The organism is Streptomyces sp. NBC_01216 (assembly GCF_035994945.1).
Taxonomy (GTDB): domain Bacteria; phylum Actinomycetota; class Actinomycetes; order Streptomycetales; family Streptomycetaceae; genus Streptomyces.
On sequence record NZ_CP108677.1, the window covers coordinates 6,953,495 to 6,980,066 of the forward strand.

A 26,572-nucleotide genomic window follows, 5' to 3' on the forward strand; every position below is an offset into this window, starting at 1 on the left:
CCGCCCCGCCCCGCCCCGCCTCGCACCCTCGCCTCCGGCCACCGTCGCAGAGGCCCGGACCTCCGCGGGGGCGCCGCCGGGCCCGGGCGCTCCGGCGGCTCCCGGTGCGGCGGGGCCGTTCAGCAGTCCTCGTCCGAGAGCACCACCCCGAACGTCACGGACCGGTCCCCGGAGACGACCCCGGGCCACCGAACCGAAGGAGCCCGGTCGACGCGCCGTCAGGCGCCGACGTAGGCCGCGAGATGCCGGCCCGTGAGTGTGGACGCGTCGGCGACGAGTTCGGCCGGCGTGCCCTCGAACACGATCCGGCCGCCTTCGTGACCCGCGCCGGGACCGAGGTCGATGATCCAGTCCGCGTGTGCCATCACCGCCTGGTGGTGCTCGACGACGATGACCGACTTGCCGGTGTCGACCAGCCGGTCGAGCATGCCCAGTAGCTGCTCGACATCCGCCAAGTGCAGTCCGGTGGTCGGCTCGTCGAGGACGTAGACCCCGCCCTTGTCCGCCATGTGCGTGGCCAGCTTGAGCCGTTGCCGCTCGCCACCGGACAGGGTGGTGAGCGGCTGGCCGAGGCTGATGTAGCCGAGTCCCACGTCGTCGAGCCGGCCGAGGACGCGCCGCGCGGCCGGTGTGGCGGCCTCGCCGTCGCCGAAGAACTCCATGGCCTCGGTCACCGGCATCGCCAGCACCTGGCTGATGTCACGGCCGCCGAGGTGGTAGTCGAGTACCGAAGCCTGGTAGCGCTTGCCCTCGCACTCCTCGCAGGTGGAGGCGACACCGGCCATCATCGCCAGGTCGGTGAAGACGACCCCGGCCCCGTTGCAGGTGGGGCAGGCGCCCTCCGAGTTGGCGCTGAACAAGGCCGGCTTGACCCCGTTGGCCTTGGCGAACGCCTTCCGGATCGGGTCGAGCAGCCCGGTGTACGTGGCCGGGTTGCTCCGTCGTGAGCCGCGGATCGGGGTCTGATCGATCGACACCACAGCCTCGTCGGCGGGAATCGACCCGTGGACGAGGGAGCTCTTGCCGGAGCCGGCGACGCCGGTGACGACGGCGAGCACCCCGAGCGGGATGTCCACGTCCACGTCACGCAGGTTGTTCGTGGTGGCGCCGCGGATCCGCAGCGAGCCGGTCGGTTTCCGGACGGCCTTCTTGACGGTCGCCCGGTCGTCGAAGTGGCGGCCCGTGACCGTGCCGCCGGACCGCAGACCCTCCACGGTGCCCTCGAAGCAGACGGCGCCGCCGCTCGTCCCGGCGCCTGGTCCGAGGTCGACGACATGGTCGGCGATCACGATCGTCTCCGGCTTGTGTTCCACCACGAGCACCGTGTTGCCCTTGTCGCGCAGCCTGAGGAGCAGGTCGTTCATCCGTTGGATGTCATGAGGGTGGAGCCCGGCCGTCGGCTCGTCGAAGACGTAGGTGACGTCGGTGAGCGAGGACCCGAGATGGCGGATCATCTTGACGCGCTGCGCCTCGCCGCCCGACAGCGTGCCGGCCGGACGGTCGAGCGCGAGGTAGCCGAGACCGATCTCCACGAACGAGTCGAGGGTCTGCCGGAGCGCGGTCAGCAGCGGTGCCACCGACGGCTCGTCCAACCCGCGGACCCAGCCGGCGAGGTCGCTGATCTGCGTCGCACAGGCGTCGGCGATGCTCATCCCCTCGATCTTCGACGACCGTGCGCCCTCGCCGAGCCGCGTGCCGTCGCACTCGGGGCAGGTCGTGAACGTGACGGCACGCTCCACGAACGCCCGGATGTGCGGCTGGAGCGCCTCCTTGTCCTTGGACAGGAACGACTTCTGGATCTTGGGGATCAGTCCTTCGTAGGTCAGGTTCACCCCCTCGACCTTGACCTTCGTCGGCTCCCGGTAGAGGAAGTCGTGCATCTCCCTCTTGGTGAACCTGCGGATGGGCTTGTCCGGGTCGAGGAAGCCCGACTCGGCGTACACCCGCACTGTCCAGAAGCTGTCGGACTTCCAGCCGGGGATGGTGAAGGCGCCCTCGGCGAGCGACTTGGAGTCGTCGTAGAGCTGAGTGAGGTCGATGTCGGAGACGGAGCCGCGGCCTTCGCACCGGGGGCACATGCCGCCCGTCCGGTGGAACGTCGCCTTCACCGCCTTCTTGTTCCCGCGTTCCACGGTGATCGCGCCGCTCGCCCTGACCGAGGGTACGTTGAAGGCGTACGCGCTCGGCGGACCGATGTGCGGCGTGCCGAGCCGGCTGAACAGGATCCGGAGCATCGCGTTGGCATCGGTGGCGGTGCCGACCGTGGAACGGGGGTCGGCGCCCATCCGCTGCTGATCGACGATGATCGCCGTCGTCAGACCTTCCAGCACGTCGACCTCCGGGCGCGCAAGCGTCGGCATGAACCCTTGGACGAAGGCGCTGTACGTCTCGTTGATCAGCCGCTGCGACTCCGCGGCGATCGTGTCGAACACCAGCGAGCTCTTCCCCGACCCGGACACCCCGGTGAAGACGGTCAGCCGCCGCTTCGGGATCTCGATGCTCACGTCCTTGAGATTGTTCTCGCGCGCTCCGTGCACGCGGATCAGATCGTGACGGTCGGCATCGTGCGTCGCGGACGGCGTCGCGGTCGTCCTGGCGGCCCTGCTCATCATGTCTCCATCCGTCGGCCGGGGACACCTTCCCCGGCTCCGTGGCGTTCCGCCCCCGCCCGGCACGCCGGTCCGCGACGCCGGCCCCACCGACGCGTCGCCCGAGCCCCTCACTCCTGGCGCGCCCCGCCGTACCCCCGCGTCCCGGAGGCGTGGCGGCCGTGGCCGTCGCACGCGGGTGCCGCTCCGGGCCCGCCGTCGACGGTTTCCGGGGGACGCGGCCCGGGTGCCTCTAGAGGTCCACGGCCGTCACGCTAGTCTCGGCCGGGCGACCGTGCTTCTCGATTTCTGATCGGTCGCGTGACCTGCTTCGACACGCATGACGGCAGCTCCGGCGACGCGGGAGCCGACTCCCGGCGGTAGGCGCTGGGCGGCATCCCGACCAGTTCCGTGAAGCGGCTGCTGAAGGTGCCCAGCGACGCACAGCCGACCGCGAAGCACACCTCGGTCACGCTCAGGTCGCCACGCCGCAGCAAGGCCATCGCCCGCTCGATGCGGCGGGTCATGAGGTAGCTGTACGGCGATTCGCCGTAGGCGAGCCGGAACGCCCGGCTCAGATGCCCGGCGGACATGTGGACGCCGCGAGCGAGCGCCTCGACGTCGAGCGGCTGGGCGTACTCCCGGTCGATCCGGTCCCGGACGCGCCGCAGCCGCGCGAGATCGCGCAGGCGCTCCTGCGTGGTGGGTCTGCTGGTCACTCTCGGAATCGTGCCACAGCGCCGTCGCCGTTGGCCGGTCGACGGCGAAACGTTCCGACGCGGAGGGCCCCGGGGACCGGGCCGGGGCGCCGGGTGTTCGGATCGCTCGTCTCAGCCAGGCGTCGATCGCCGCGTAGTCGGCATCCGACAGGCCCCGGCGCGGATCGACCCGGTGGAGCAGCGCACCGGCGGGGCAGTGGACGGCTACCCAGTCGCGATCGGCGTCCGTGAGCTCGTCGTCGACCCAGACGAACGGGCGTCCGCCCGCCCACGCCGCCAGGGCGCGGGTCTTCCAGTCCAGGCCCTCGCGTGCGTCCCGCTCGTCGGCGTCGGACGGTTCCGGCCAGCGCACCACGGCCGGCCGCGGCAGCCCGAGCCGGGGAGCGACGCACTCGTTGGCGTCCTCGTCCCAGGTGGTGGCCCAGATCAGCTCGCAGGGGAGCGCCGCCAGCCGGGGACCGTGAGCGGGATCGACCCTGTCGAGCAGGGGGTTCGCGGCCGAGTCGGACGGTTCGCCACCCGTCACACAGCGAGGGAGACGGGGCGGATCTCCCCCGAAGGGGATCAGTGGCCCGTCCACGTCGAGGAAGAGCAGGGGGCGGCGCGGGGAGTGGTTCACCCCGGCACGGTATCGGCCCCTCGCGGGACCGGCGGTCCGACCGGGAGGCGGCCGGACCCCGATGGGTGCGGGAGCGCGCCCCGGACACCCCCTGCCCGTCGCGACCGGGCTTCGCGTGGAAGGTCGACGTCGAAGGCCGTGCACCCCCCCGGGCCCGCGGCCGGTCGGGTCAGCGCTCTCCCGTGAACTTCCACGAAGCGATGTCCCGGTAGCGGATCGGCCCCGGGCCGCGGCCGATGTTGCTGGCGACGAGGTGGAGGCGGTCGGCCCGCCAGGGCCGGCCGGTGAAGGAGGCGATTCCGTCGGCGGCCTCCACGACGCCGGAGAGATCGTCACGACGAGCGCGGGCCAGCGTCAGATGCGGACGCAAAGGCCTTTCCTCGAACGCGATCCCGCACTCCCTCACCACGGTGCGGACCTCGCCGGCGAGCCGGTGGAGCCCGTCGAGGTCGCCGTCGATCCCGCTCCACAGCACCCGCCCGTCGAAACTTCCGGAACCGCGGAGCGCCAGGTCCACGGGCCGACGGGCTTCCGCGAGATCCGCCAGCGGTGGACGCAGCGGCGGAACGGCCGCCACCGGGAGCTCGCCGAGGAATGCCAGTGTGACGTGCCAGTCCTCGACGCGGTTCCACCGCAGACGGGGATACGCCCGGTAGGCGGGTTCGAGCTCCCGCGCCAGTTCGTCCTTCGCGTCGTCGGGCGGGGCGAGCGCTATGAACACGCGGACGGTCGAGGAAGGGATCTGTTCGTTCACGAGGGACTTCGTACACCACCGTCCGCCGCGCGTGTCGCGTGGCCCGCCCGGAAGGCGCCCACCCAGCGGCGCTCCGGTCCGTCCTGACCGGTCTCGGAACCCGCCCGTCGGGTCCGCCGGGCGGCGACGGTGATCGGCCGGGTCTGCCGGGACAGGAGGAGGGAGAGGACGTGTCAGGGCGCCGACAGGGCCGCGTGCACGGCGCCGTGGACGGCTCGGGCCAGGCGGGCACCCCACACCGAGCGAGGCCCGGCGACGCCCGGCCACCGTGATCGAGGTCCCGCCGCCGCGCGCCTGCGCCCATCACATCGCCCCAGCTGCCCGGCCAACGGCAGACGGCCGTGCGCCGCCAGGCTCAGGGCCAACCGCAATCAGTCGGCCTCCAGGGCGTCTGCCCGCCTCGTCAGGTCCGCTGCGATGCCATCCCAGTCCGGTCCGTACAGCCACAAGTTCTCGGCAGCCTCGCGCATCAGCGCCGGCTCATCAGGTTGCTGCAGGAGCACCAGCCGATAGGAGAGGTTGCGCACCCAGACCGGGAGACGGCCATCGACCAGGTGCGGGCTGAGCTCACGGAGCATGGCGAGGATCGAATCCGCGTCAGCGAATGTCAGTTCCTCGATGAAGTAGTGCTCCCGGTGGTCGAGATCGCACTCAGGCGCCGGGCGGTACTCGTCTCCGTAGAGACACCGCGCGTGGTCCGTCAGGGTGCTGTGCATGTCGTGGAGCCTATGACGCCTTGACCTGCCGGGACGAACCTGGTCGTCGCCGAGGGCGAGAAGGATCACGAAGAACTCGGCAGTGGTTCCGGCAACGACGACGTCGATACCGTGCCGGGTGATGGGCGTCCACGCACGGCCGTTGCCCATGCCCTCCGTGTTCGTGACCCATCTCGTGCCCCGGCCGAGCGGTTTCGCCGCCCTCGTGGCTGCCCGCCCGGAGTGATCGGGATCCCGGAGAGGAGGGCGCGAGTAGAGGGGATCGGGCCTTCCCCCGCATCGGCAGGTGGATCAGCGACCGCGGTGAGAGGGCCGCGAGCGTTCATAGCCCACCGATTCGGTGGGCGGCATCCTGATCGAGGTAGGTGTCCAGGTGTCGATCGTGGTCGATGAGCACTGCGTGGACCAGGGGGCGGGCGGGTCGGATGACCTTGAACTCCGTGGATCCGAGCCGTGCTTGGTGGATGGTGATGGGCAGCTTCATCGGTTCTCCGGGTCTCGAGCGTGCTCGACAGCAGACAAACGCGGGGTTTAACCAGTTGACCGGGTGGCAACGGCTGGGCAGGCTCCAGCACGACCCGCCTGCCCCTACCGGGAGACCTACGGATGGCTTCGCACCTCTACGCGCTCTGCTTCGACGCGCACGACCCGCTCCGTCTCGGGCGCTTCTGGGCGGACTTTCTCGGCTGGGAGACGTTCGATGACACCTCCGACGGCATCACACTGCTTCCCAGCGATGACACCGGGTTCCGGCTCCGCTTCCGTCCGACCCAGGAGCGGAGGACAGGCCGGAACCACATGCACTTCGATCTGACGAGCACGTCCTTCGACGACCAGAAGCAGGTGGTGGAGCGGGCGCTCCGACTCGGCGCCCGGCACATCGACATCGGTCAACGCCCCGAGGAGGGCCATGTGGTGCTCGCCGACCCCAACACGTCTAACTACCAGTTCTGAGCATACGCGCACGTCAGAGAACACAGAAGCCCCGCACGGCAGTTGAGCCGCACGGGGCGTTTTGCCGTCTGCGAGGGGCTACGCGCCCCGCTCAAGCTCTCCGGGCAGGGGACCGGGGGGCAAGTTCCGCCGCGTGGTCCGGGAACGCGTAGAGGGTCGTTCCGGGGCCGCTGGTGCTCTGAATCCAGCGGACTGCCACGGGGGCGTTCGTGAGCTTGTGGCACTTGATGCACAGCGCCACCGTCACGGCGGGCACGCCGGACAGTCCCTCGGGGCTCACGCTGCCACCCGCTCTCGCTTCACGAGACTGCCGAGCGGCAGCGTCGGATAGTCGTAGTCCACGCCGAGCGCGGCGAACTCGGCAGCCCACACCCGTTCGCGCTGTAGGTCGGGCAGCTCTCGCGTGTGCTCGTTGCGGAAGATGGCGCGCACCTCTTGTGATGACGGTCCGCGCCACGGGCGGGACCAGGGCGACACGGGTGCGGGCTCGGGCTCGGGGGTCTGTGCGGCGAGGAATTCCGCGCTGTGGCGTCCGGGCTTGCGGGGGACGAGTAGGGCGAACACCCATGAGAGGGTGCGGGCGATATTGAGCCGAAACTCATCGGTTGCCTGGTCGTTGATCGGGTGTGATCGAGGGTGGGGATATGCGTCGGCTGTCGCCGGATGCGCAGGAGGATCTTCGGCTGCGGGTGGTTGCGGCGCTGGAGTCGGGGCGGGTGGCGACGTACGGCCGGGCCGCGGAGATGTTCGGCGTGTCCGAAAGGTCGGTGGGCACCTGGTGGCGGGCCTTCAAGGCTGGTGGCAGGCCGGCGCTGCTGGCGGCGGAGCGTGAATCGCGGGCGGGGAAAGGCGAGTTGCTCGATAGCTGCGCACGCGGTGCGGTGTTGCGGGCGATGCGGGACTACACCCCGGCCGACCTGGGGCAGAACGGGGTGATGTGGACCCGTGCCTCGACGAGAGCCTTGATCCGGCTGGTGTGTGGGGTGTCGATGACGGAACAGGGGGTGGGCAAATGGCTGCGTCGGCATGGCTTCACGCCGCAGCGTCCCGCCCGCCGCTCCTACCGGCAGCAGCCCGCACAGGTGCGGGCCTGGCTGGAGGAGGAGTACCCGGCGATCGCCGCACGGGCCCGACGGGAGAAGGCCGAGCTGGTCTGGGCCGACCAGTGCGGCCTGCGGTCCGACACCGCTCCGCCCGGACGCTCCTGGGCCCCCGCCGGGCACACCCCGATCGTGCGGGTCAACGGCCGCCGCTTCAGGGTCAACATCATGTCCGCGGTCGCTTCGCGGGGCGCGCTGTGGTTCACCGTCTTCCCCGGGAAGTTCACCGCGAAGGTGTTCTGCGCGTTCCTGGACCGCCTCGCCGCGCAGGCCCGCCGGAAGGTTCATGTCATCGTCGACCGGCACCCGGTCCATCGCAGCAAGGCCGTCAAGGAGTGGCTCGTCGAGAACGCCGAGCGGATCGAGCTGCACCTGATGCCCGGCTACAGCCCTGAACTCAACCCCGACGAGCTGCTGAACGCCGACCTCAAACACCACATCCACGCGGCCCGCGCCACCTCGATCGACGACCTCGCCCGCGAAACCCGGCGCTTCCTACACCGCCGACAGCGCCAACCCCACATCGTGTCCGGCTACTTCCACGGCCGCCACGTCCGCTACACGATCCAGTAGGAAACCCATCAGTTTCGGCTCAATAACATCGCGCATGGTCGGTTCAGCTCTCTACTAGCTGTCTCGGCAAGCCCCGGCGGACCGGTCCTACGCGGTTCGTCGGGGCGTTTCTCTGTCGACGGTAGCCAACTCCTATAGCAACGTCTACCCACGTATAGGTACGGCCGTCGGCGTGGCCGGTTGTCTACTCTCTCCCTATGAGCCCGAGCATTGACTACGAAGCCCCGATGCCGCCGTATCAGCAGATCGCGGCAGAGATCATCCGGGATATCGAGTCGGGCACTCTCCCGGTGGACCGTCCGATTCCCTCCGAATCGGCACTGATCCAGCGGTGGGGCGTAGCTCGGGACACCGCCCGCCGTGCGGTGCGCCACCTTCGGGAACTCGGGTACGTCTACACCGTGCCGCAGCGGGGCACCTACGTGCGCGACCGCAGCGGCACGGGTGCACGGTAGACCCGCCTATGCACCACGGGGCAGCACAAGGGCGGGACAGTACCGGGGTTCAGACGGCTTTGCGGTGCTCCGACCAACGCTGTGCCGCATCAAGAACCATGGCCGTCCATGGGTCCGGATCGGCACCCGCGATCTCTTCCCAGAGGTTCGCCGTCGCCAGGGCGAAGGCCGTGACAGCTTCCTGCGCTCCGGTCTGCCACGCTGGAATTCGCGCCGCCCACTTCTCCGCCGACTGGGGGTCATGCTTGCCCGCTGCCATGAGCCATACGACCCAATAGGCAGCGTCAAGCCATGCAGCACCACGGGATGCCCACGCCCAATCAACGAGGTAGGCGGAGCCATTCACCATGACGTTCTCGTTGTTCAGATCCGTGTGAACCAGTGAGTTCCCCGCGAAGTGCTCAACGTCAGTGGGCTTGGCCGCGTACGCCGCAAGGCGCTGGTCCGCGCGCCGCAACTCGATATCCGGGCAGGTGACTCCCCCGAGCCGGCGTAGCAGGTCAACCACCTTTGGAAGGTCCGCAGACCCCGGTGAGTAGTCCGCGTGGTGGCCGCTAAGTGCCTCAAACCCCAAGAGCACCCATCCGGCGTCTTCCACCTGCCAGAGAAGCGCGGGCGCGATTCCTCGTAGATACGGATTGACTTCGGCTTCGCGGCGCTGAGTCCATACCCGCTTGTGGTCGGCTCTCAGACCCTTGACGAAGAAGGAACCGCCAGCGGTGAAAATTCGCGCCGCGATTTCGCTATTAAAGCCCTGCCGTACCGTTTCGGTCTTGATGATCTCCCCGGCGCGAGATTCAACGCCATCAAGTACGGCGGACGGTAGATCATCGAATGACATTCGCTGAGTTGCCACGGTCCCCAGACTCTCACACGACGGCCCGCACGGGCCCCGCAGCGGGTATACGCCATGAAGCCCGCACGGAGTCCCACGGGTGTACCGGCGCGGCTACCGGTACGGGTTGTCGTCGTTGCAGCCCGGCACGGTGCCTTCGGTCAGCGACTCGACGTCGTCCACGATGACCAGTCCGGCCGGTTCCGGGGTCGTCGGCTGGTCGCCCGTGGCCGGTACCAGGCTCACCGCCGGGCGGGCGGTGATTTCGACTGCTACAGCGCTCATACTGTGTCGTCTCCATTTCCGTGTTGACAGTAGGTGTTCAGTGGTGCCTTCGCTTCCTGGTACGCCTTAGCGAGTGGCCGACATACCCGGCATGTAGCCGAGAGTTGGCAGCCGCTACAGCCACCGGAGCGAAGCATTTGGGCATCTGCGATTGCCGGCAGACGCGAAAGGCCGTCCAATCCCTCAGCCATAAGGCTTACAGGGTTTTCACGGCCAACCTTGCACATGGTGGCGAACCCGTGGGGGTCCACGTGAAAGAACGTGTGTCCAGCCGGGCAGCCCTGAAAGACCGTGGACTTATCCAGGAAGCCGGGAGCCTGAGCGGCGAGCGGTTCAGGGTTGCCGTCATAGGTGGGCGAGATGTTCGCGTATTCGGTGTACGCCGCTGCGTACTCTCGTGCGATTTCTCGCATGGTCTCAACTTCGTGCGCGTTGTGCTTGGTGACGATCAACGCGAGTTCGAGCGAGACGCCCGCCTCCTTGGCTGCTTTGAGCCCTTTCATGAGAAGCCGGTAAGCCCCCGGCTTGCGCGTGAGGGAATCGAAACTCTCGGCACTTGCGCCGTACAGGGAGACCGTCACCTTGTGCGGGGGCAGCGAAGAAAGAAGCTCGATGGTTTCCGGTCGGTGCAGTCGAGACCCGTTCGTCAGAATCTCGATGAGCATTCCCAACCTGAAGGCCGTCCGATAGGCGTGCGGGAAGTCCTGGTCAATGGTGGGCTCTCCGCCGGTGAACTGGAGCCACAGCACCCCCGCGTCACGGAGCATGGAGAGCAGACGGTCCTTCTCTTCGCACGGCAGTCCCTCAAATTTCCGTTCGGCAAGGTAGCAGTGCTCACAGTTGAAGTTGCAGCCCTTGTTGATCTCCCACGTTGCCCGGCTGTAATTCAGCGGGGTGAGGGGGCGAACCAGAACGGTTCCCTTGGCTCGGCACCCGGCAAGGTCAATCCCCCATGCCTGCCGTGCAGCGTCGGCCATCCATCCCGGTACCGCCTGCCCGCTGGCCACGGCACCGGCAAGCTCCTGGTGCATGGCGTACGGAACGTGCATTCCCTTACGCGCACCGGGGCGCGCAATGATGAACTTGTCACCTTGCGGACTGGCAATGACCTGATGCATTGGGGATTCCTCCGGGGTTGTGGTTCCCCGCCCGACTACGGCTGTCCGTTCACGTAGCCGGGCGGAGGATTGCCCCGCCCCTGCCTTGAGTGGATTTCCGTGGGAACTGGAGATCCGGTTAGACCCGACAGGGGCGGAAGTTTCAGAGGCGAATTGCCGTTCCGATGACGAAACCGCATGATCCGCTGATAGCGATGATCAGCAACGGTCCCGCGTAGGCGGCAATTCGGCAGTAGAGGGTTCTCACGGTGCGTTCTCCTGGTCTCGACACCCGCGCTTGCATGACTCCCACCGGCACGGGACGTGCTTGGAACCGGGCGGGAAGTAGACCACTCCGGATTTCACGTCCAGCGCTCCCCCGTATTCGGTCCACCAACCTTCGGGACTGTTTTCGTACGGGGTTCCGGCGAAGGGGTCCACGGTGGCCTTCTCTACCGTCTGAGCGTTCACAGCAGCCGCCCCAGCGTGCCCAGCCGACGCCGACTCTCGAAGTCCTCGCGGATGCGCTCACGGAGCGCCGTAAGGGTCGGGCTGTCCGCCTCTTCCCGCTCGTGCTGGACGTTTGGGGGCCTCTTGAGCTTGCAAGTCGGGTCGGGGCACTTGCACGGGCCGAAGCCTGCGGACGGCATCCGGCCCCATTCGACCGTCACTGTTTCGCCCCCTCGTCCTGGTCGGCCCGGTGGGGGGGGTGCGCAGAGATCACCCGGTTGAAGTGGGTAACGCGCTGGGGGGGGCCTGTTGTGTCCGTGCGGCCGTCCGGCCCCGGTCCGCCGCGAAGCACACCCGGCAGTCAGGATGCGCCACGGGCTCAAGGGCCGGCCTGGCGGCTGCCGCCGCCAGCTCCTCTATGCCGCGCGTCCGGGCGGGGCTCGTCGGCCGGTCGGTCATGGTGTTGCCGTCCCCTTCGTCTGCGGGTACTGCTGTCTGTAATGACGCACTCACAGAGTCGGGCTTTGGCTCTACGCTCGATAGACGGCAGCGCTGGACACTGCAAACTGTCCAACGATCAAAGGGCGTTCGTTCGCATGAGTGTCGAAAACGAGAACGATGATCTGACCGACCCGTCAGCGTCTCCCTTGGTGCACTTTGGCAGCGAAGTGCGCATTGAGCGTGAACGTCTCGGTTTGTCCCGCAAGGAGTTAGGCGCGGAAGCGCACTGCGGGTACTCCCTGGTGGCCAAGATCGAAGCAGGCGAGCGCGTACCCGCGTTGGAGTTCGCGGAAGCGTGCGACCGCGTGTTCCCCAACGCCAACGGGCGCTTCGTTCGACTCTGGCCGTTGGCGCTTCGCTATGCGTTCCCGCCCTGGTTCCGTCGGTACGTGGAACTGGAGGCGAAGGCGACCGTGGTCCGGATGTTCCACCCCACGCTCCTGCCGGGGTTGGTGCAGACGCGCCCCTACGCCGAAGCGGTCTTGCGCACGGGGCGGCCGTCCAACCTTGAGGACTTGCTGACTGCCCGGATGGAGCGGCAACGCATCCTCACCCGCGAAGACGGCCCCGCTCGCTTGTGGTTGGTGTTGAACGAGAGCGCCCTACGCAACCCCGTTGGTGACGCTGCCGCCATGCGCGCTCAGCTTGAGCACTTGCGGGACCTTGCGGAGATCCCCCGGCACCGGGTGCAACTCGTTCCCCAGCGCAAGGCGAACAACCTGGTGGTCAGCCCCTTCGGTTTGCTCGGGTTCAAGGAAGGGGCCGACGTGGTGCACGTGGACGGCTTCCCAAGGGGGTACATCCTTGCTGAGGAAGCGGACGTTGCGGCGGCACAGGATGCCTATGATCTGCTGACCGCCATGGCTGCGCCGCCGGATGAGACGGCAGACATGATCAACACCATTGCGAAGGACTGTTACTCATGACGCACAACCTTGTTCCCGACTGGACCAGTTCGAGCTACAGCCAGAGCAACGGCGGTGAGTGCGTCGAGTGGGCCCCGGAGTACGCGCGCGCCACGGGTGACTTCCTGGTCCGTGACAGCAAAGACCCGAACGGCCCTCACCTCGCCCTGACTGCCGAAGGGTTCGCCGGTCTGGTGGCCTTCGCCAAGTCTCAGGGCTGATCGCTTCCGCAGCATGCGGGGGGGGGGAGGATCAAAACCCCCAAAAGGAAATGCCCCGCGCTCTGGCGTCCAATCCGACGCCAGCACACGGGGCATTTCTAGCTCCACAGAAACGCTCAAATGAGCCACGCGAGTTTTTTGCCTCCCTGCCGTGCTTCCAGGGCTCGGGGAGGGGGTCACCCCCTGGTCGGGGGCTCGGGCAAGCGAGGACGGACACGCTCGGCAGCCCATCCACCGGGCTGGTGCTTCGCGGTCTCGCGGTTGTGACACGACGTACACAGCGGACGCAGCCGCGACCACGCATCCGGATCGGACACGCCACGCGCGAGCAGCGAACGACGCGACTCCGGGAAGTGGTCAGCCACCGTCGCCGGCTTCGTGCACAGCACGCACCACGGATGGGCGTAGAGGTAGCGGCGCCGGATGTTCGGCCACCGTCGCCCGTACGCGCTCGTCCCCGGTGTCTCCCGCTGTGCGTTCGCCTCACGCTCGTGAGCGGCACAGCGGCCACCACGGGCAGTCAGCTCGGGGCACCCGGGTACCGAGCAAGGGGGGCGGGGTCTACGCGGCATGGTTACGGCAGCATCGGCAGCGGATCACCGCGCTAGTGGGCGGTGCGGTGTCTTCCGGACCGTCTGCGGAAGTGGCCTTCCCGAACTCCGTGCTCGTCTTGAGCTGGTGACACCCTCGGCACAGCACTTGAACGTTGCCGTCCGTGTCGGTCCCTCCCATCGAGAGGGGCCGCACGTGGTCCACGTCCACGTCCACCGCGGGGAAGTCGTTCAGGCACCAGTCACACCACGCGGTCCCCTTCCGCTCGATGATCCGGCGGAGCCGTGCAGCAGCATCGTTCCGGGCCGCTCGTCGTCGGCTCCGTGCTCGCCGTGTGCGGACGGTCGGTCGTCGCTCGTACGCCGCGTGGTGCGTCTTGCAGCGGCCCCGATGGGTCGCCGGCTCCGTGCAGTCGATACAGCGCATGGCGCCCCCTCGATGTCGTCGGCCTGGTCGTCGTTCTCTGCGTGCCCACCCCCGGACTCGAACCGGGAACCTTCGCGGTCTAAGCGCGACGCCTCTTGCCATTGGGCTAGGCGGGCTCCGATGGGGTGAGGGACCGTTTCCCCACCCCGGGGCATTCGTTCAGCAAGACATGAAGAAGATCGTTACTGCCGCAGCACTCGCCCTCTCGGCGCTCGCTCTCGCCGCTCCCGCCCACGCCGCAGATGACCCGGACCTCTCCGGTGCCATCAGCGCGGCCGACAACTGGTCGCACGTCCCTGGCCTCACCCCCGTGGCCCCGACCGTGGACCAGGCAGCCGCAGGTATTGAGCCGAAACTGATGGGTTTCCTACTGGATCGTGTAGCGGACGTGGCGGCCGTGGAAGTAGCCGGACACGATGTGGGGTTGGCGCTGTCGGCGGTGTAGGAAGCGCCGGGTTTCGCGGGCGAGGTCGTCGATCGAGGTGGCGCGGGCCGCGTGGATGTGGTGTTTGAGGTCGGCGTTCAGCAGCTCGTCGGGGTTGAGTTCAGGGCTGTAGCCGGGCATCAGGTGCAGCTCGATCCGCTCGGCGTTCTCGACGAGCCACTCCTTGACGGCCTTGCTGCGATGGACCGGGTGCCGGTCGACGATGACATGAACCTTGCGGCGGGCCTGCGCGGCGAGGCGGTCGAGGAACGCGCAGAACACCTTCGCGGTGAACTTCCCGGGGAAGACGGTGAACCACAGCGCGCCCCGCGAAGCGACCGCGGACATGATGTTGACCCTGAAGCGGCGGCCGTTGACCCGCACGATCGGGGTGTGCCCGGCGGGGGCCCAGGAGCGTCCGGGCGGAGCGGTGTCGGACCGCAGGCCGCACTGGTCGGCCCAGACCAGCTCGGCCTTCTCCCGTCGGGCCCGTGCGGCGATCGCCGGGTACTCCTCCTCCAGCCAGGCCCGCACCTGTGCGGGCTGCTGCCGGTAGGAGCGGCGGGCGGGACGCTGCGGCGTGAAGCCATGCCGACGCAGCCATTTGCCCACCCCCTGTTCCGTCATCGACACCCCACACACCAGCCGGATCAAGGCTCTCGTCGAGGCACGGGTCCACATCACCCCGTTCTGCCCCAGGTCGGCCGGGGTGTAGTCCCGCATCGCCCGCAACACCGCACCGCGTGCGCAGCTATCGAGCAACTCGCCTTTCCCCGCCCGCGATTCACGCTCCGCCGCCAGCAGCGCCGGCCTGCCACCAGCCTTGAAGGCCCGCCACCAGGTGCCCACCGACCTTTCGGACACGCCGAACATCTCCGCGGCCCGGCCGTACGTCGCCACCCGCCCCGACTCCAGCGCCGCAACCACCCGCAGCCGAAGATCCTCCTGCGCATCCGGCGACAGCCGACGCATATCCCCACCCTCGATCACACCCGATCAACGACCAGGCAACCGATGAGTTTCGGCTCAATATCGCCCGCACTTACCCCGCCTGTCGGCAGCGCCGTACTCCCGCAGCCGTAACCCGTGCCCACCCCGGGACTCGAACCCGGAACTCTGCGGCCGATATCCCCGAACCGGGGCCGGTACCGCGCACCTCTACCGATTGGGTCAGGTGGGCTCTGGTGGCAGGCGATCCGCATCACCCCCGCCTCGGGCACCCCGACCTGTCGCCGTTCGGTGCCGTTCCCCGTCGTCCTGGTGGCCCTCGCCGGCTCGGCCGGGTCGGGCCACTCCAGAAGTTGCCGATTCGCCCCGTGAGCGAGTTTCTCTAGGGCATGATCGTTAACGGTGCGGGCAGCAGGCCCGCCCATAGCACCTGGAGCGAATATGTCCGAACGTCAGAATGGCGTAGTGAAGTGGTACAGCGATGAGAAGGGCTACGGGTACATCACACCTGAGAACGGCCCGGACCTGATGGCTATGCGCGCGCGCATTCAGAACTATGGTGCTGTGCCGATCGTCGAAGGCATGCCTGTCACGTTCGTAGCGACGCAGACTCATCAGGGCGTTCTGGCTGACCAGGTTATTCTCGGAGGCTGATCCTCCCCGCTCGGGGACTGCACGCGCTTACAACCCCTTCCGGCGACTCGTAGACGAGCCGGTTACTCATGGGCGGTGTGGTCTCCCCGCGCTCTGCCTCACGACCCCTGCGGCCACCCTCGCGGGTGCGTGGTGCACGGGCAGAGCTGGTGTGAGGGTCGGGCACTCAGTCCGCCGATTCCGGGCTAGCGGGGTGCGCGGTAATCCCTGTCCCTCTGGAAGTAGTAGGGACGGAGGGATTCCCGAGCCCGGCCCATGACGACATGGCGGTTGGGATGCCGTCTTGGGTTTCTCTCTTATTTTTTATGTGTAATGCGAGAACAACCCTTAACCGTCATACCGTCATGGCTCCGCCCGCTGGTCGCCCCGCTGCGGGCACAAAAGAGCCCCGGCGGGTCTCGGAGACCTACCGGGGCTGTTCAGGGGCGTTCGTGAGGGCTACGCGGCGGCGGGGACCAGCTCGGGGGGCGTGCTCGGCGAGCCGTGCCGCGCTGCCCGGTGCCGGGGGCGCGTCGTTGCGGGTCTCGGCTTCCTGGTCCGCCACGGTGGCGATAGCGGCTTCCGCGGCGGGGTCCAGCTCTCCGCGCATGGTGAAGTCCACGCGGCGCGTGTCCAGCTTCCGCCACCCGCCACGGGTGCCGCGCCGTACGTCCAGCCGAACCCCGGCTTCAATGAGCACGGTTCGCCGGCCCGCAGTGTCCTTCTCCGCCCACTCGTCGGCGAACGTGCGGCCCGTGGGGGTCACGATGCGCTGTGCCTCGCGCTTCTCTCGGGTCTCAAGGTCGGCAATGCGTGCGTCCAGGGCATCCGCGCGTTCCTGCCATGCCTGCCGCGCGTGACGGGACTTCTGGCGTCCCTTCTGTTCCTGGTGCTCGTTGAACTCGGCGAGGGTGGCGCGCAACTCGGGTTCGGGGTCGTAGCCGGGAATCTCGACTACGTGTGTCGTCTGGACGGAGCCGACCAGCCGCAGGAACTCGGCGGTCACGTACTCGTCCGTCCAGTCCCCGCGGATGTTGGCGAGCGTCGCACTTGTCGCCCCGCGCGTGGCTGTTGCACTTGTACGTGGGGGCTTGGTTCTTCTTGCTGTCTTGCTTGTTCAGGTACATGCGGCCCCCGCAGTGCGCGCAGTGGATCACGCGCAACAGCAGTGCGTCCGTGTCGGACCGGTCCGCGTTGTTGATGCTGCGAGAGTCGAGAACCGCGCCGATCCGGTCGAACTCTTCGCGGGTCATGATCGGCTGTTCCGTCTGCATGACCGGGTTGCCCTCGGCGTCCCGGACGGGCTTGCCGTTGTGCATCTTCCAGCCGATGAGCGAGGGGTTCCGGAGCATCCGCGTAATGACCGCGGGGTTCCAGAGGAACGCGTCTTTGGTGTTGCCCTTGACTCCGCCGGTCCGGCCCCCGGTCTTGCGACCGTTCTTCACTGCCCAGTGATCGCGCGGGCTCGGCACCTGGTCCACGTTGAGCCCGATAGCGATAGCGGAAACGGTCTTGCCTTCCAGCAACTCACGAACGATGCGCTCAATGACCTTGACGGCATCCGGGTCCGGTACGAGCGTCCAGCCCACTCCGCCGTGTTCCTTGGGCATGGGGGCGGGCATGTAGCCGTACGGGGGACGACCGCCACCGCGCCACCGAAGGGGCATCTTGCGGATTGCCGCCATGGCACCGGTTACCCGGTCCTTGATGCTCTGTGCCTCCACCTGCGCGGCAAAGGCAAGCATCATCATCATGAGTTCGGACGTGGGGTCCATGGGGTTGCGGAAGTCGAACGTGAGGCGACCCCCGCCGATGCCCTCGGCAAAGACGAGCATCTTTCGATGAGCCTTTGCCCACTTGGCTAGTACTCCAGTTGTAGATCGCGATCTTCATGTCCGGTCGACTTAGCATTGATAGTGGCTGGCCTGAGATCTGGCCTGGTGGCGGCATCGCCAGCGGGACCAGACGAAACGGTGGGCCGCGTCATGGACGGACTGGACGATGATGGTCATGAATACCGCTGGATTTCGTTGCAGGACTGCGGGATCAGGTCGGTGGGGCCGGCCACTGTGGGCGCTTCTCCCTACCCGCCTTCGACTCCATGAGTCATCCACCATGCCTGGCCTGACCTACTTTGACAGGGCATGGGGGTACACCTCCGAGTACAGGGGTCAATTCGCGCCACCAAGCTGACTTCCGGCCCTCTTCTCGAGAGTGATGGACTGGTGCCGCTCCGTGATGCGACGCTCTGGCCGGGTCGGTATTGCGCCGGCAAGCAAGGAGAGGCCATGACTGAGACCACGCCCGACGCAAAAGGACCGGCCCCGGTTCAGCTCACACCTGAAACAGCGGTTCCGGCGCCGATCTCGGCTGACGAGGTCAAGCCCGAAGACGTGGGCACACTGTCGATCGAGTACCGCGACAGCAAGCCCGTGATCGTCGTTAGCGGAGGTAAGTACCTTCCGGCGGGGCTCATGGTCGTGAACGAGTCTGGGCCTGTTGCGATGTACAAGGCAGAGCTTGTCGCCGCGCGCGTGGCCACCTGGCCCACGAATTTGATCGTTTTCGACAATTACCGGTGATCATCGGTGTGTGAAGACAGAAGATCAGACGGTGGCCGCGGGTCACAGTATAGATCCTGCCCGTTGGCAGGAGGCGTTCGAGGCCCTGATGGGCCGTATTGCGGGACGGTTCGTCCGGGTGGAACCCCGGCGCCGGGCACGGGCGTTCGTGCTCGGGTTGTTGTCGGGCCTGCCGCGCAAGAACTGCTGGACGCTCGCCGAGCATGCTGGGGACGCGGCCCCGTACGGTCTGCAGCACCTGCTGTCGAGGGCCAGGTGGGACGCCGACGCGGTACGCGATGACATCCGCGGCTTCGTCGTTGAGTACCTGCACCACGAGGACGCGGTGCTGGTCGTGGACGAGACCGGCGACCTGAAGAAGGGCACCGGCACGGTGGGCGTGCAGCGCCAGTACACCGGCACCGCAGGCCGCATCGAGAACAGCCAGGTCGCCGTCTACCTCGCCTACTCAACCCCGCTCGGGCACGCGGCGATCGACCGGGAGCTGTATGTTCCGCGCTCCTGGACCGAGGACCCGGCCCGCTGCCGGGCCGCCGGGATACCCGACGCCGTCGGCTTTACCACGAAACCCGCCCTCGCCGCCCGCATGATCGGCCGCGCCCTGGATGCCGGCGTTGCCGCATCCTGGGTGGCGGGCGATGAGGTCTACGGAGGCAACCCGCATCTGCGGACCGAGCTGGAGAGACGCGAGACCGGCTACGTGCTCGCCGTGGCCTGTGACCACCAGATCGCCACCCGAGCGGGCAAGCTCCGCGCCGACGCCCTGGTCAAGATGCTGCCGAAGCGGGCCTGGCAGAAACTCTCCGCTGGTGCCGGCGCCAAGGGGCACCGCTTCTACGACTGGGCCCTGGCCGACATCGCCGACGACCGGCCGGGCCACCGTCAGCTGCTCGTCCGCCGCAACCGGCGCACCCGTGAACTTGCCTTCTACCGCTGCTACTCGGCAATCCGGGTTCCGCTGTCCACTCTGGTGCGGGTCGCCGGGCGCAGATGGACGGTCGAGGAGACCTTCCAGTCCGGCAAGGGCCTGGCCGGACTGGACGAGCACCAGGTCAGACGCTGGACGTCCTGGCACCGCTGGGTCACCCTCGCGATGCTCGCCCACGCCTTCCTCACCGTCGTCCGCGCCGACGAACATGCCCGCCACTCGAAGCCGGACGGGCTGATACCGCTCACCTGCAACGAGATCCAGCACCTGTTCACCGCGCTCGTCGTCCGGCCCGTCCACGACGCGGCTCACCGGCTCGACTGGTCCCACTGGCGACGCCGCCACCAGGCCCGATCCCAGGCCAGCCACTATCAGCGACAAGCCGCCCAGACATGAAGATCGCGATCTACAACTGGAGTACTAGGTCGTGCATGTCGCCCATGGACCGGATGGCACGGTCAAAGCGCCACCACACCAACACGTCAAACTCGTCCGGACGGGCGAGCCACGACCCGAGGGCGGGACGGTCGAACGGGGAAATCTTGCTCGCGGACACGTCAAGGTCCACGGCTTCGCGGAGCCCGTCACCCTCGCCAAAGTCGATGTTGAGCGCTGCCGCGGCTATGTCGTCTGCCTCGCGCTGCCGCTCGGGGCTGGTGGTCTCGTCGGTGAGCACGGAGAGCCGGACGCACCGCACACCCCGAAGGGTCTCGGTGTAGACCGTGCCCCCGAGCGGGTTCCTTGGGGTGCTAGTCGTCATCCCCTGTGTAGGGACGGACGGGTTCCCGTTACCAGGCTTGACCAGGACCGATGCCACCATGCCGACACTCCAAAACCGCTAGAACGGAGTGTTGGGAGACCCCGACGGTCACGAGTTCTGTGTGCTGACCCCCCGATAAGCCCGCACCTCGGCCTCCGTCGCGGTGGAGACCGCGTTGACGAGGGCGGCGTGGTGAGGGCCACCGGCAGCGCGACGACGATGTCGATCGTGCCGGGGCCGCCCGTCGCGGGGGCGGGTTCCCCGGCCACCGCGGCCCCTCCGCGGACCCAGATGCCGGCGGTCGCGACGACTTCGGCGCCGTCGTCACATGTGATCGCGTGCCGGCATACGTCGGCGGCCGTCATCAGTCCGGTTCCGGTGCCTCGTGCCCCCGCTGCCCGGGGGCGGCGCGGGGTGACGGGACAGCGGGGGAAGGGCCGGGCTCCAGAGGCGAGGTCGGTGATCAGTCGATGGTACGCGCGCTCCCGCGGCCCGCCCCCTGTCCCCGCTCCGCCGGCCTCAGGCTCCGTCCGCGGCGGCGATCAGCGCCGCCACGTCCAGCTTCCCCATGCCGAGCATGGCCTGCATCGCACGCTGGGCGCGTGCCGGGTCCGGGTCGGCGAGCAGGTCCTCCAGCACGGCCGGTACCACCTGCCAGCTCACGCCGAACTTGTCCTTGACCCAGCCGCACGGTCCGGGCTGCCCGCCCTCGGACAGCCTGGCCCAGTAGGCGTCGACCTCCTCCTGGTCCGCGCAGCCGACGAGGAACGACACGGCCTCGTCGATGGAGAACTCGGGACCGCCGTTGAGGGCGGTGAACGGGGTGCCGTCCAGTACGAAGTCGACGGTCAGCACAGTTCCGGCCGGGCGTGGTCCCGCCTCGCCGTAGAAGGACACCTTCCTGATCTCCGAGCGGGGGAAGACCGAGCAGTAGAATTCGGCGGCCTCCTTGCCCTGCGTGTCGAACCAGAGGGTGGGGGTGATCCGGGGCATGCCGTCCTCCTGAAGGTCGTCGAAAAGCGCCGGGCCGTGGCGCCTCCTCATCCGTACAGACCGCCCGGCAGCCCGGGACTCATCGGTCCTCGCGGTCCGGATCGGCGGCCCTCTCGCGGGGCAGGGGGGAACACGACGGGGCGGGCGAAGCCGGGGCGAGGGGACGCACCGGACACCGGGTCAGGTGCGCGGAACCCGTGGCTCGATGCGGAAGTCGAAGGCGAGCGTGCCCGGGTCGAGGGTCGTCGCGCCTCCGTCGACCGTGAGTACGGCCCCGTTGACGAAGGAAGCGGCGGGTGACAACAGCCAGGCCACGGCCTCGGCGACCTCGCGCGGCTCGCCGGGACGTCCAGCGGGCAGGACCCGCGTGACCTCCTCGTAGGCCACCTCGACACCGTCGTCTCCCAGGCCCGCGTCCTCGGCGAACCGGTTCATCCGGCGGTCCGCCATGTCGGTGCGTACCCAACTCGGGCACACCGTGTTCGCGCGCAGCCCCGCGGGGCCGTAGTCGACCGTGAGCGAGCGGCAGAGCTGGAGGAGCGCCGCCTTGGAGGTGGTGTAGGCGGCGCTGCCCGCACCGTTGCGCAGCGCGGCCACCGAGGCGACCGCGACCACGGCGCCGCGTGCGTCGAGCAGGTGGGGCAGCGCGGCGCGCAGCAGATGGAACGGGCCGGTGAGATTGGTCCGCATGACGGTCTCCCAGTCCTCGAGCGTCACGTCGCCGACGCTTCCGCCGCGCCCGATGCCGGCGTTGAGGACGAGACCGTCGAGGCGGCCGTAGGTGGTGACGGCCGTCTCGACAAGCGCGCGGACCGCGTCGGGGTCACCGATGTCGGACGGTACGGCCAGTGCTCCTGTCTCCTCCGCGACGAGTCTCAGTGGTTCGGGCCGGCGCCCCGAGACCACCACACGGTGTCCCGCGTCCCGCAGCAACCGGGCGGTCGCGGCTCCGATTCCCGTGCCGCCGCCGGTCACGAGGTACACCCGCTGGTCCGCCATCGTCGAGCCTCCGTCGTGGATCGGTCGTCCGGATCGTCGTCCGCCGTACGGGCATGCGCCGGGGGCGTTCGCGCGGCTTCATGATCACATGTCCGGTGGTCGCGGTCCGCGCGAACCTCCTCCACGGTGGGTCATCCGGTCCCGGAAGGACCGACGGCGGGTCGGTCCGGCCGGGGTGGCGCACGCGACGAGAAGAAAGATGCTACCGACCGGTAGTGAAGAGGTCGCCTGGCGGTCATCATGTTGCGCGAGCATGACAACTCCTTCGGCTCGGTCCCCGGATCGCGCCGTCGACAGGTTTCACACCCCAGGAGACCCCCCATGCACCCACGCCCCACGGCCTCACGCGCCGCCGCGGCACTCGCCGCGACCTTCGTCCTCATCGCGCTCCCCGTCACCTCGGCCGCCGCCGCGGAGCCGGTCCCGGCCCGTGCGCCCGCCGCGACCGCGCACGCCCTCTCGGCCACGGCCGGCGGTCAGGCGGTCGACTACGCCGCCTGGCAGCGGGACGTCGCCGCCGTCGTCGCCGAGGCGCGCCCCTGGATCGAGGCGCGCACCGCGAACGCGGGCACCCGGAAGCAGGCCATCGTGCTCGACATCGACAACACGTCCCTGGAGACGCACTTCCACCCGTTCTGGCAACTGCCCACCCCGGCCGTCTCGTCCGTCCGTGACCTGGTCCGCTACGCCGACTCACGGGGCGTGGCCGTCTACTTCGTGACGGCCCGGCCGGGCATCATCCGCTCCCTCACGGACTGGAACCTGAAGAAGGCCGGTTATCCGGTCGACGGGTTGTACGTCCGTGACCTTCCCGACCTGTTCGCCGAGGTCAGCGCCTACAAGACGGAGAAGCGCGCCGCGATCGAGGCCAAGGGCTACACGATCATCGCCAACATCGGCAACAACACCAGCGACCTCGTCGGCGGCCACGCTGAGCGTGCGTTCAAGCTCCCGGACTACGACGGCCGACTCGACTGACCGACTGGGCCGCCCCGAGAACGTGGCGGCGGGCGCGATCCCGGCCCCGTACCGTCCGCGGCGCCCGCACCGGCCCCCGTGTCCACGGTCGGGCGCACCCCGGGCCGGTGGGCGGGTGCCGACGGCCCGGCGGAAATCCGTGGCGGCGCCGATGCCCGGCGTGCGAGGCTTCACCCACCGAAGGGGTGTAGCTCAGAGGCCAGAGCGCCGGTCTCCAAAACCGGATGCCGCAGGTTCGACTCCTGTCACCCCTGCCGAGACCGTGCCGGACCCCCGCCCGTGGCGCCCTCACCGCGCCTCGGCCGGGAGTCCGGCACGGGCGGCGCGTCTGCCGTCCGTGCCTTCTGTCGTCCGAGGGAGCGGGGCCGCGCGACCCGGCGAGGCGTCGGGTGCCGCTCCCACCACGGTGACACCGACGGGCACCGCCCGCGGCGCTCGAGCCGTGCACGAACCGGCCCGACCTGGCGCGCCGGGTGAGCGGACCCGAAGGGGGCAGCGGAGGCGACGCCGCCGGTCCCGCCGCGGACATCGGACGCGGACATCGGACAGGGCTCCGGTCATCGACGCGTGCGGCCCGCCCCGTGCACGGCGGCCAGGAGCAGCACGACGACCGCGACCGGCAGGAGGACGCCGGGTACCGGCCACCCCAGGTGGATGAGCGACGCACCCAGCAGCCCGCCGCCGAACATCGCCGCGAGTGATACCGCGCGTCGGTGCACGGAGGCGCTCCCGGTGCTCAGCGCGGGGTCGCGGCCGAGGACGGAACCGCTCAGCAGGGCCGTCATGCCACGCGTGACCACGGTTGTCGGCATCTCGGGGATGTTGATCCGTAGCGCGGTCACGTTACGGATGCCCATGGCCAGGGCGAGGAGCCCGATGACGACGGCGTGACGAGCGGAAGGGGCGCCGTGCGAGGGGGCGAGTCCCCAGCCGACGAAGCCGGCGAGGGCGATGAGCAGCCCTTCGGTCACCAGCGCCGTCACGAACCACCGATGGCGGTGGGCGCCGAGCCGCGCGTCGATCCGGGCGGCGATCACCGCTCCCGCGGCGAACGTGCCGACCGACACGGCCGGGGCCAGGACCGACAGTCCGCCCACTCCCACCAGGCCGAAGGCGAGGAACAACAGGCTGCCCGTCTGGGCCGCGGTGAACACCGGTCCGAGCTGCAGTACCGACACGGCCTCCACCACGCCGGTCGTCAACGTCAGGACGGCCATGAACGGAGCGAGGATGCGGATTCTCTGGTTCGCGTCCGTGTCCATGGTGGCTCCTCCGGTGCTTCGGCTTCCCCGAGTCTCGGCGCGGCGCCCCGACCGGCGTGGCATTACGCCGATCAGGGGCAGCGGCGGGACCAGGCAGTGCCGGCAGGAGGGCGTGTACCGGCCCGGATCGTCGGACTCCGCGCGGGTCCGGACTCCCCGCGGTTCCGGCGAACGGCCGCGCGGGCAACGCTTCCGGCCGTTCTCGCATGGGTGCGTCACCCGCCGCATCCGTACCGGGCCGGACGGCGGTAGGAGGGTAAGCGGCCCCCACCTCCTGACGTCGGCGGAGGTGGGGGCTCGCGTGCTCGCCCGTCCGGCGGGCCGCGGTCATGGCGGGGGAGGCACGCACAGCACCGGGACGGTCGACAGATGCAGGAGGCGGTGCGGGGTCGATCCCAGGAGTGCGCCGCGAAGGGGGCTCTCCCCCCGGCTTCCCACCACGATGACGCGTGCCGCGTGCCGGTCGGCGGCGTCGGTCAGGGCCTCGGCCGGCTTCGCGTCGAGCACCTCGACGACGCTCCTCACCCCCGCCAGGTCGGCCTCCCGGACCGCGTGTTCCAGCGCGGTCCGGCCGGCCTGGCGGATGGCCTCGTGGTGGGCGCGGTGTTCCTCGCCCGCGGTGCCGGGGACGGCGGCCCCGTAGACCAGGACGAGCCGCTCGTCGAACGCAGCCGCCACCTCGATGGCCAGGCGCAGGGCCGGGACGGCGCCCGGCGACTCGTCGTATCCCAGTACCACCGACATCCTCAGTTCTCCTCGCCGAGTACCAGCCGGGGGTCGACGACACCTGGGCGCTCCGCCCAGAACGCGGGTGCCCGCAGCCGCCACACGCACATGACGACGACGCCGACGAGGGCGATGCCGATGCCGATGACCAGTGGGGGCCCGAGGCCGAGCCACGAGGTGCCGCTGTAAGAGTTCGCCGGATCGGACATGTCGGCGACCGAGCGCACCAGGAGCCATCCCAGGAGGGCGGCCCCGGCCACGGGGCCGACGCCGATCAGCAGGAAGTCGCGGACGCTCCGGAACAGGTGCCGGCGGTAGTAGACGGCACAGGCGATGCCCGTGAGCGCGTAGTAGAAGGCGATGAGGAGCGAGAGGGCGGTCAGCGAGTCGAAGAGGGCGTTGGCGCTGATCTGGTTCACCGCGAGGTACCAGGCGATAGCGATGCCGGCGACCCACCAGGTACTCACGTCGGGTGTGCGGAAGCGTGTGCTGATGTGCCCGTAGTACGCGGGTAGCGCCTTGCGGCGGGCCATGGACAGCGCGGTGCGGGAGGCGGGGATGATCGTGGTCTGGGTGGAGGCGATGGCGGAGGTGGAGACGGCCAGCAGGAGGATCCAGTCCCAGCCGCCGAGCACGTCGGTGGCGAGCTGCGCGAAGATGAACTCCTCCTCCTCGGCGTTCTCGGCCAGGAACGCCGGACCGGCGTACGCGACGACCGCGAACCCCACGGACACGTACGTGACCAGCAGGATGACGGTCGACCAGACACCCGCCTTGCCCGGCGCGGTGGCGGAGTCCTCCACCTCCTCGGTGAGGTTGACCGCCGATTCCCAGCCCCAGTAGATGAAGACGCCCAGGAGGAGCCCGCTGGTGAGCGCCGCACCACCGGCTCCGAACGGGTTGAGCCAGTCGACTGAGGGTTCTACCGAGTCGTAGGCGCTCGTGCCGGCGTACACGCTGTACAGGGCCACCCCCACGAAGACGAGCAGGAAGGCGACCTGGGCCAGGATGAGGACGTTCTGTACGTGGGCGGACAGTTCGGTGCCGATGACGCAGAGGGCGGTCATCACGAGGATGACCAGCACGGTGAGTGACTGGCGCACGAAGGCGTCGTCGACCCAGGAGTCGAGGCCGACGGCGAGCAGGGCGAAGCTCACCGCCACGTCGGCGAGGGAGCCCACGACCAGGACCCCGGTCATCGTGATGGCCCATCCACCGAGCCATCCGGCCCAGGGGCCCATGGCGCGTGTCACCCAGGAGAACGTCGTGCCGCAGTCCTGGTCGACCTTGTTGAGGTAGTAGAAGGCAGAGGCGATCAGGAGCATCGGTACGAACGACGCGAACATCACGCCGGGGGCGTAGATCCCGACCAGGGCGACGATCGGTCCGATGACGGCCGCGAGGGAGTACGCGGGGGAGGTGGAGTTGAGCCCGATGACCAGCGCGTCGACGAATCCGATCGCGTTCGGCTTCAGGCTCGCGGACCGGTCCGCTGGTGCGGCGTCGTGCGCGGCCATCGATTCCCTCGTTCCGTTTGCGCCTGACAGCTCTCGAAAGAAGGGGCGTCAGGCGATACGCCGGACTTCAGG

At 68.9% G+C, this 26,572-nt stretch carries 28 protein-coding genes, 3 tRNA genes and 2 pseudogenes; 10 read left to right on the top strand and 23 right to left on the bottom strand.

From position 1 onward, the window contains the following. Positions 1-218 precede the first annotated feature (218 nt). The 6 genes and pseudogenes from OG393_RS31555 to OG393_RS31580 form a co-directional block, all read right to left on the bottom strand. A complete protein-coding gene (locus tag OG393_RS31555; RefSeq protein WP_327378608.1) occupies positions 219-2,609 on the bottom strand; it encodes an excinuclease ABC subunit UvrA in 2,391 nt (796 codons plus the stop codon). A gap of 254 nt (positions 2,610-2,863) precedes the next feature. Then, positions 2,864-3,307: a helix-turn-helix transcriptional regulator gene (locus tag OG393_RS31560; RefSeq protein WP_327378121.1), complete on the bottom strand. Its 444-nt coding sequence runs from the start codon at positions 3,305-3,307 to the stop codon at positions 2,864-2,866. Between the two features lie 106 nt (positions 3,308-3,413). Further along, positions 3,414-3,926: pseudogene (locus tag OG393_RS31565) on the bottom strand (HAD domain-containing protein); the annotation flags it as partial. Positions 3,927-4,095: 169 nt separating this feature from the next. Next, positions 4,096-4,680: an RNA 2',3'-cyclic phosphodiesterase gene (thpR, locus tag OG393_RS31570; protein ID WP_327378122.1), complete on the bottom strand. Its 585-nt coding sequence runs from the start codon at positions 4,678-4,680 to the stop codon at positions 4,096-4,098. Positions 4,681-5,051: 371 nt separating this feature from the next. After that, the gene (locus OG393_RS31575) at positions 5,052-5,396 is read right to left on the bottom strand and encodes a hypothetical protein (RefSeq protein ID WP_327378609.1); all 345 of its coding nucleotides are present in this window, start codon (positions 5,394-5,396) and stop codon (positions 5,052-5,054) included. A gap of 322 nt (positions 5,397-5,718) precedes the next feature. Beyond that, a complete protein-coding gene (locus OG393_RS31580; RefSeq protein ID WP_327378123.1) occupies positions 5,719-5,880 on the bottom strand; it encodes a hypothetical protein in 162 nt (53 codons plus the stop codon). Positions 5,881-6,002: 122 nt separating this feature from the next. On the opposite strand from OG393_RS31580, the gene OG393_RS31585 reads away from it, so the two are divergent. Next, positions 6,003-6,350 carry a VOC family protein gene (locus OG393_RS31585; protein WP_327378124.1) on the top strand — a complete coding sequence of 116 codons (348 nt, stop codon included), beginning with the start codon at positions 6,003-6,005 and terminating at the stop codon, positions 6,348-6,350. A 276-nt stretch (positions 6,351-6,626) separates the two neighbouring features. On the opposite strand, the gene OG393_RS31590 is transcribed toward OG393_RS31585, so the two are convergent. Beyond that, positions 6,627-6,914: a hypothetical protein gene (locus tag OG393_RS31590; RefSeq protein WP_327378125.1), complete on the bottom strand. Its 288-nt coding sequence runs from the start codon at positions 6,912-6,914 to the stop codon at positions 6,627-6,629. An 80-nt stretch (positions 6,915-6,994) separates the two neighbouring features. Here OG393_RS31590 and OG393_RS31595 point away from each other — a divergent pair, with 80 nt between their 5' ends. Beyond that, positions 6,995-8,023, top strand: coding sequence for an IS630 family transposase (locus tag OG393_RS31595; RefSeq protein ID WP_327372647.1), 1,029 nt, complete (start codon positions 6,995-6,997; stop codon positions 8,021-8,023). A gap of 197 nt (positions 8,024-8,220) precedes the next feature. After that, positions 8,221-8,478: a winged helix-turn-helix domain-containing protein gene (locus OG393_RS31600; RefSeq protein WP_327378126.1), complete on the top strand. Its 258-nt coding sequence runs from the start codon at positions 8,221-8,223 to the stop codon at positions 8,476-8,478. Between the two features lie 49 nt (positions 8,479-8,527). On the opposite strand, the gene OG393_RS31605 is transcribed toward OG393_RS31600, so the two are convergent. From OG393_RS31605 to OG393_RS31615, 3 genes are all read right to left on the bottom strand, one after another. After that, positions 8,528-9,334: an aminoglycoside phosphotransferase gene (locus OG393_RS31605; RefSeq protein ID WP_327378127.1), complete on the bottom strand. Its 807-nt coding sequence runs from the start codon at positions 9,332-9,334 to the stop codon at positions 8,528-8,530. A 93-nt stretch (positions 9,335-9,427) separates the two neighbouring features. After that, positions 9,428-9,598, bottom strand: a complete 171-nt coding sequence (locus OG393_RS31610; protein WP_327378128.1) for a hypothetical protein — start codon at positions 9,596-9,598, stop codon at positions 9,428-9,430. Further along, positions 9,595-10,716 (bottom strand): radical SAM protein, encoded by a 1,122-nt coding sequence (locus OG393_RS31615; protein ID WP_327378129.1) that lies wholly within the window; start codon positions 10,714-10,716, stop codon positions 9,595-9,597. Before OG393_RS31615 ends, OG393_RS31610 begins: the two co-directional genes overlap by 4 nt. A 1,025-nt stretch (positions 10,717-11,741) precedes the next feature. On the opposite strand from OG393_RS31615, the gene OG393_RS31620 reads away from it, so the two are divergent. Together OG393_RS31620 and OG393_RS31625 are read left to right on the top strand one after the other, a co-directional pair. Further along, entirely contained in the window at positions 11,742-12,572 is an 831-nt protein-coding gene (locus tag OG393_RS31620; RefSeq protein ID WP_327378130.1) for a helix-turn-helix domain-containing protein, read from the top strand. Continuing rightward, positions 12,569-12,772, top strand: coding sequence for a DUF397 domain-containing protein (locus OG393_RS31625; protein ID WP_327378131.1), 204 nt, complete (start codon positions 12,569-12,571; stop codon positions 12,770-12,772). Before OG393_RS31620 ends, OG393_RS31625 begins: the two co-directional genes overlap by 4 nt. Positions 12,773-13,333: 561 nt before the next feature. Here OG393_RS31625 and OG393_RS31630 read toward each other — a convergent pair. The 4 genes from OG393_RS31630 to OG393_RS31645 all read right to left on the bottom strand — a co-directional run bounded on the left by OG393_RS31630 (position 13,334) and on the right by OG393_RS31645 (position 15,354). Next, entirely contained in the window at positions 13,334-13,750 is a 417-nt protein-coding gene (locus tag OG393_RS31630) for an HNH endonuclease (RefSeq protein WP_327378132.1), read from the bottom strand. A 42-nt stretch (positions 13,751-13,792) separates the two neighbouring features. Further along, positions 13,793-13,866, bottom strand: a tRNA-Leu gene (locus OG393_RS31635). A gap of 251 nt (positions 13,867-14,117) precedes the next feature. Beyond that, complete coding sequence (locus OG393_RS31640) at positions 14,118-15,146, bottom strand: IS630 family transposase (RefSeq protein WP_327372647.1); 1,029 nt, start codon at positions 15,144-15,146, stop codon at positions 14,118-14,120. A gap of 115 nt (positions 15,147-15,261) precedes the next feature. Next, positions 15,262-15,354 (bottom strand) — tRNA-OTHER (locus OG393_RS31645). Positions 15,355-15,563: 209 nt separating this feature from the next. Here OG393_RS31645 and OG393_RS31650 point away from each other — a divergent pair. Continuing rightward, on the top strand, positions 15,564-15,776 hold the full coding sequence (locus OG393_RS31650) for a cold-shock protein (RefSeq protein WP_327378133.1): 213 nt from the start codon (positions 15,564-15,566) through the stop codon (positions 15,774-15,776). 406 nt (positions 15,777-16,182) lie between these two features. Here OG393_RS31650 and OG393_RS31655 read toward each other — a convergent pair whose 3' ends face one another. Together OG393_RS31655 and OG393_RS31660 are read right to left on the bottom strand one after the other, a co-directional pair. Further along, the gene (locus OG393_RS31655) at positions 16,183-16,521 is read right to left on the bottom strand and encodes a hypothetical protein (RefSeq protein ID WP_327378134.1); all 339 of its coding nucleotides are present in this window, start codon (positions 16,519-16,521) and stop codon (positions 16,183-16,185) included. A gap of 31 nt (positions 16,522-16,552) precedes the next feature. Further along, the gene (locus OG393_RS31660) at positions 16,553-17,590 is read right to left on the bottom strand and encodes a recombinase family protein (RefSeq protein WP_327378135.1); all 1,038 of its coding nucleotides are present in this window, start codon (positions 17,588-17,590) and stop codon (positions 16,553-16,555) included. A gap of 453 nt (positions 17,591-18,043) precedes the next feature. On the opposite strand from OG393_RS31660, the gene OG393_RS31665 reads away from it, so the two are divergent. Together OG393_RS31665 and OG393_RS31670 are read left to right on the top strand one after the other, a co-directional pair. Then, entirely contained in the window at positions 18,044-18,337 is a 294-nt protein-coding gene (locus OG393_RS31665; protein ID WP_327376133.1) for a hypothetical protein, read from the top strand. 88 nt (positions 18,338-18,425) lie between these two features. Next, a complete protein-coding gene (locus OG393_RS31670) occupies positions 18,426-19,661 on the top strand; it encodes an IS701 family transposase (protein WP_327378430.1) in 1,236 nt (411 codons plus the stop codon). A 25-nt stretch (positions 19,662-19,686) separates the two neighbouring features. On the opposite strand, the pseudogene OG393_RS31675 reads toward OG393_RS31670, so the two are convergent. The 4 genes and pseudogenes from OG393_RS31675 to OG393_RS31690 all read right to left on the bottom strand — a co-directional run. Then, a pseudogene (locus OG393_RS31675) lies at positions 19,687-20,025 on the bottom strand (recombinase family protein); the annotation flags it as partial. Next, complete coding sequence (locus OG393_RS35565; protein ID WP_442817383.1) at positions 20,022-20,390, bottom strand: hypothetical protein; 369 nt, start codon at positions 20,388-20,390, stop codon at positions 20,022-20,024. The pseudogene OG393_RS31675 and the gene OG393_RS35565, both read right to left, overlap by 4 nt. Positions 20,391-20,544: 154 nt before the next feature. Then, positions 20,545-21,018, bottom strand: coding sequence for a VOC family protein (locus OG393_RS31685; RefSeq protein ID WP_327378136.1), 474 nt, complete (start codon positions 21,016-21,018; stop codon positions 20,545-20,547). A 180-nt stretch (positions 21,019-21,198) separates the two neighbouring features. Continuing rightward, on the bottom strand, positions 21,199-22,017 hold the full coding sequence (locus OG393_RS31690; protein ID WP_327378137.1) for an SDR family NAD(P)-dependent oxidoreductase: 819 nt from the start codon (positions 22,015-22,017) through the stop codon (positions 21,199-21,201). A 321-nt stretch (positions 22,018-22,338) separates the two neighbouring features. Between OG393_RS31690 and OG393_RS31695 the strand changes: the two genes are divergently transcribed. Together OG393_RS31695 and OG393_RS31700 are read left to right on the top strand one after the other, a co-directional pair. Further along, the gene (locus OG393_RS31695) at positions 22,339-22,995 is read left to right on the top strand and encodes an HAD family acid phosphatase (RefSeq protein ID WP_327378138.1); all 657 of its coding nucleotides are present in this window, start codon (positions 22,339-22,341) and stop codon (positions 22,993-22,995) included. A 181-nt stretch (positions 22,996-23,176) separates the two neighbouring features. Beyond that, positions 23,177-23,249, top strand: a tRNA-Trp gene (locus OG393_RS31700). Between the two features lie 303 nt (positions 23,250-23,552). On the opposite strand, the gene OG393_RS31705 is transcribed toward OG393_RS31700, so the two are convergent. From OG393_RS31705 to OG393_RS31715, 3 genes are all read right to left on the bottom strand, one after another. Beyond that, on the bottom strand, positions 23,553-24,257 hold the full coding sequence (locus OG393_RS31705) for a YoaK family protein (protein WP_327378139.1): 705 nt from the start codon (positions 24,255-24,257) through the stop codon (positions 23,553-23,555). Positions 24,258-24,584: 327 nt separating this feature from the next. Continuing rightward, positions 24,585-25,001, bottom strand: a complete 417-nt coding sequence (locus OG393_RS31710; protein WP_327378140.1) for a universal stress protein — start codon at positions 24,999-25,001, stop codon at positions 24,585-24,587. 2 nt (positions 25,002-25,003) lie between these two features. Further along, positions 25,004-26,500 (bottom strand): APC family permease, encoded by a 1,497-nt coding sequence (locus tag OG393_RS31715; protein WP_327378141.1) that lies wholly within the window; start codon positions 26,498-26,500, stop codon positions 25,004-25,006. Between the last annotated feature and the right edge of the window lie 72 nt (positions 26,501-26,572).

What these genes read in the sequence shown, in the direction of transcription:
- OG393_RS31575 (WP_327378609.1), bottom strand. Translation starts at nt 5,396, where the DNA reads ATGCACAGCACCCTGACGGACCACGCGCGGTGTCTCTACGGAGACGAG.
- OG393_RS31630 (WP_327378132.1), bottom strand. Translation starts at nt 13,750, where the DNA reads ATGCGCTGTATCGACTGCACGGAGCCGGCGACCCATCGGGGCCGCTGC.
- OG393_RS31615 (WP_327378129.1), bottom strand. Translation starts at nt 10,716, where the DNA reads ATGCATCAGGTCATTGCCAGTCCGCAAGGTGACAAGTTCATCATTGCG.
- OG393_RS35565 (WP_442817383.1), bottom strand. Translation starts at nt 20,390, where the DNA reads ATGACGGCCGCCGACGTATGCCGGCACGCGATCACATGTGACGACGGC.
- OG393_RS31610 (WP_327378128.1), bottom strand. Translation starts at nt 9,598, where the DNA reads ATGAGCGCTGTAGCAGTCGAAATCACCGCCCGCCCGGCGGTGAGCCTG.
- OG393_RS31660 (WP_327378135.1), bottom strand. Translation starts at nt 17,590, where the DNA reads ATGCTCGTCTTTGCCGAGGGCATCGGCGGGGGTCGCCTCACGTTCGAC.
- OG393_RS31600 (WP_327378126.1), top strand. Translation starts at nt 8,221, where the DNA reads ATGAGCCCGAGCATTGACTACGAAGCCCCGATGCCGCCGTATCAGCAG.
- OG393_RS31705 (WP_327378139.1), bottom strand. Translation starts at nt 24,257, where the DNA reads ATGGACACGGACGCGAACCAGAGAATCCGCATCCTCGCTCCGTTCATG.
- OG393_RS31690 (WP_327378137.1), bottom strand. Translation starts at nt 22,017, where the DNA reads ATGGCGGACCAGCGGGTGTACCTCGTGACCGGCGGCGGCACGGGAATC.
- OG393_RS31640 (WP_327372647.1), bottom strand. Translation starts at nt 15,146, where the DNA reads ATGCGTCGGCTGTCGCCGGATGCGCAGGAGGATCTTCGGCTGCGGGTG.
- OG393_RS31685 (WP_327378136.1), bottom strand. Translation starts at nt 21,018, where the DNA reads ATGCCCCGGATCACCCCCACCCTCTGGTTCGACACGCAGGGCAAGGAG.
- OG393_RS31710 (WP_327378140.1), bottom strand. Translation starts at nt 25,001, where the DNA reads ATGTCGGTGGTACTGGGATACGACGAGTCGCCGGGCGCCGTCCCGGCC.
- OG393_RS31620 (WP_327378130.1), top strand. Translation starts at nt 11,742, where the DNA reads ATGAGTGTCGAAAACGAGAACGATGATCTGACCGACCCGTCAGCGTCT.
- OG393_RS31585 (WP_327378124.1), top strand. Translation starts at nt 6,003, where the DNA reads ATGGCTTCGCACCTCTACGCGCTCTGCTTCGACGCGCACGACCCGCTC.
- OG393_RS31625 (WP_327378131.1), top strand. Translation starts at nt 12,569, where the DNA reads ATGACGCACAACCTTGTTCCCGACTGGACCAGTTCGAGCTACAGCCAG.
- OG393_RS31670 (WP_327378430.1), top strand. Translation starts at nt 18,426, where the DNA reads ATGGGCCGTATTGCGGGACGGTTCGTCCGGGTGGAACCCCGGCGCCGG.
- OG393_RS31695 (WP_327378138.1), top strand. Translation starts at nt 22,339, where the DNA reads ATGCACCCACGCCCCACGGCCTCACGCGCCGCCGCGGCACTCGCCGCG.
- OG393_RS31580 (WP_327378123.1), bottom strand. Translation starts at nt 5,880, where the DNA reads ATGAAGCTGCCCATCACCATCCACCAAGCACGGCTCGGATCCACGGAG.
- OG393_RS31665 (WP_327376133.1), top strand. Translation starts at nt 18,044, where the DNA reads ATGACTGAGACCACGCCCGACGCAAAAGGACCGGCCCCGGTTCAGCTC.
- OG393_RS31715 (WP_327378141.1), bottom strand. Translation starts at nt 26,500, where the DNA reads ATGGCCGCGCACGACGCCGCACCAGCGGACCGGTCCGCGAGCCTGAAG.
- OG393_RS31555 (WP_327378608.1), bottom strand. Translation starts at nt 2,609, where the DNA reads ATGAGCAGGGCCGCCAGGACGACCGCGACGCCGTCCGCGACGCACGAT.
- OG393_RS31650 (WP_327378133.1), top strand. Translation starts at nt 15,564, where the DNA reads ATGTCCGAACGTCAGAATGGCGTAGTGAAGTGGTACAGCGATGAGAAG.
- OG393_RS31595 (WP_327372647.1), top strand. Translation starts at nt 6,995, where the DNA reads ATGCGTCGGCTGTCGCCGGATGCGCAGGAGGATCTTCGGCTGCGGGTG.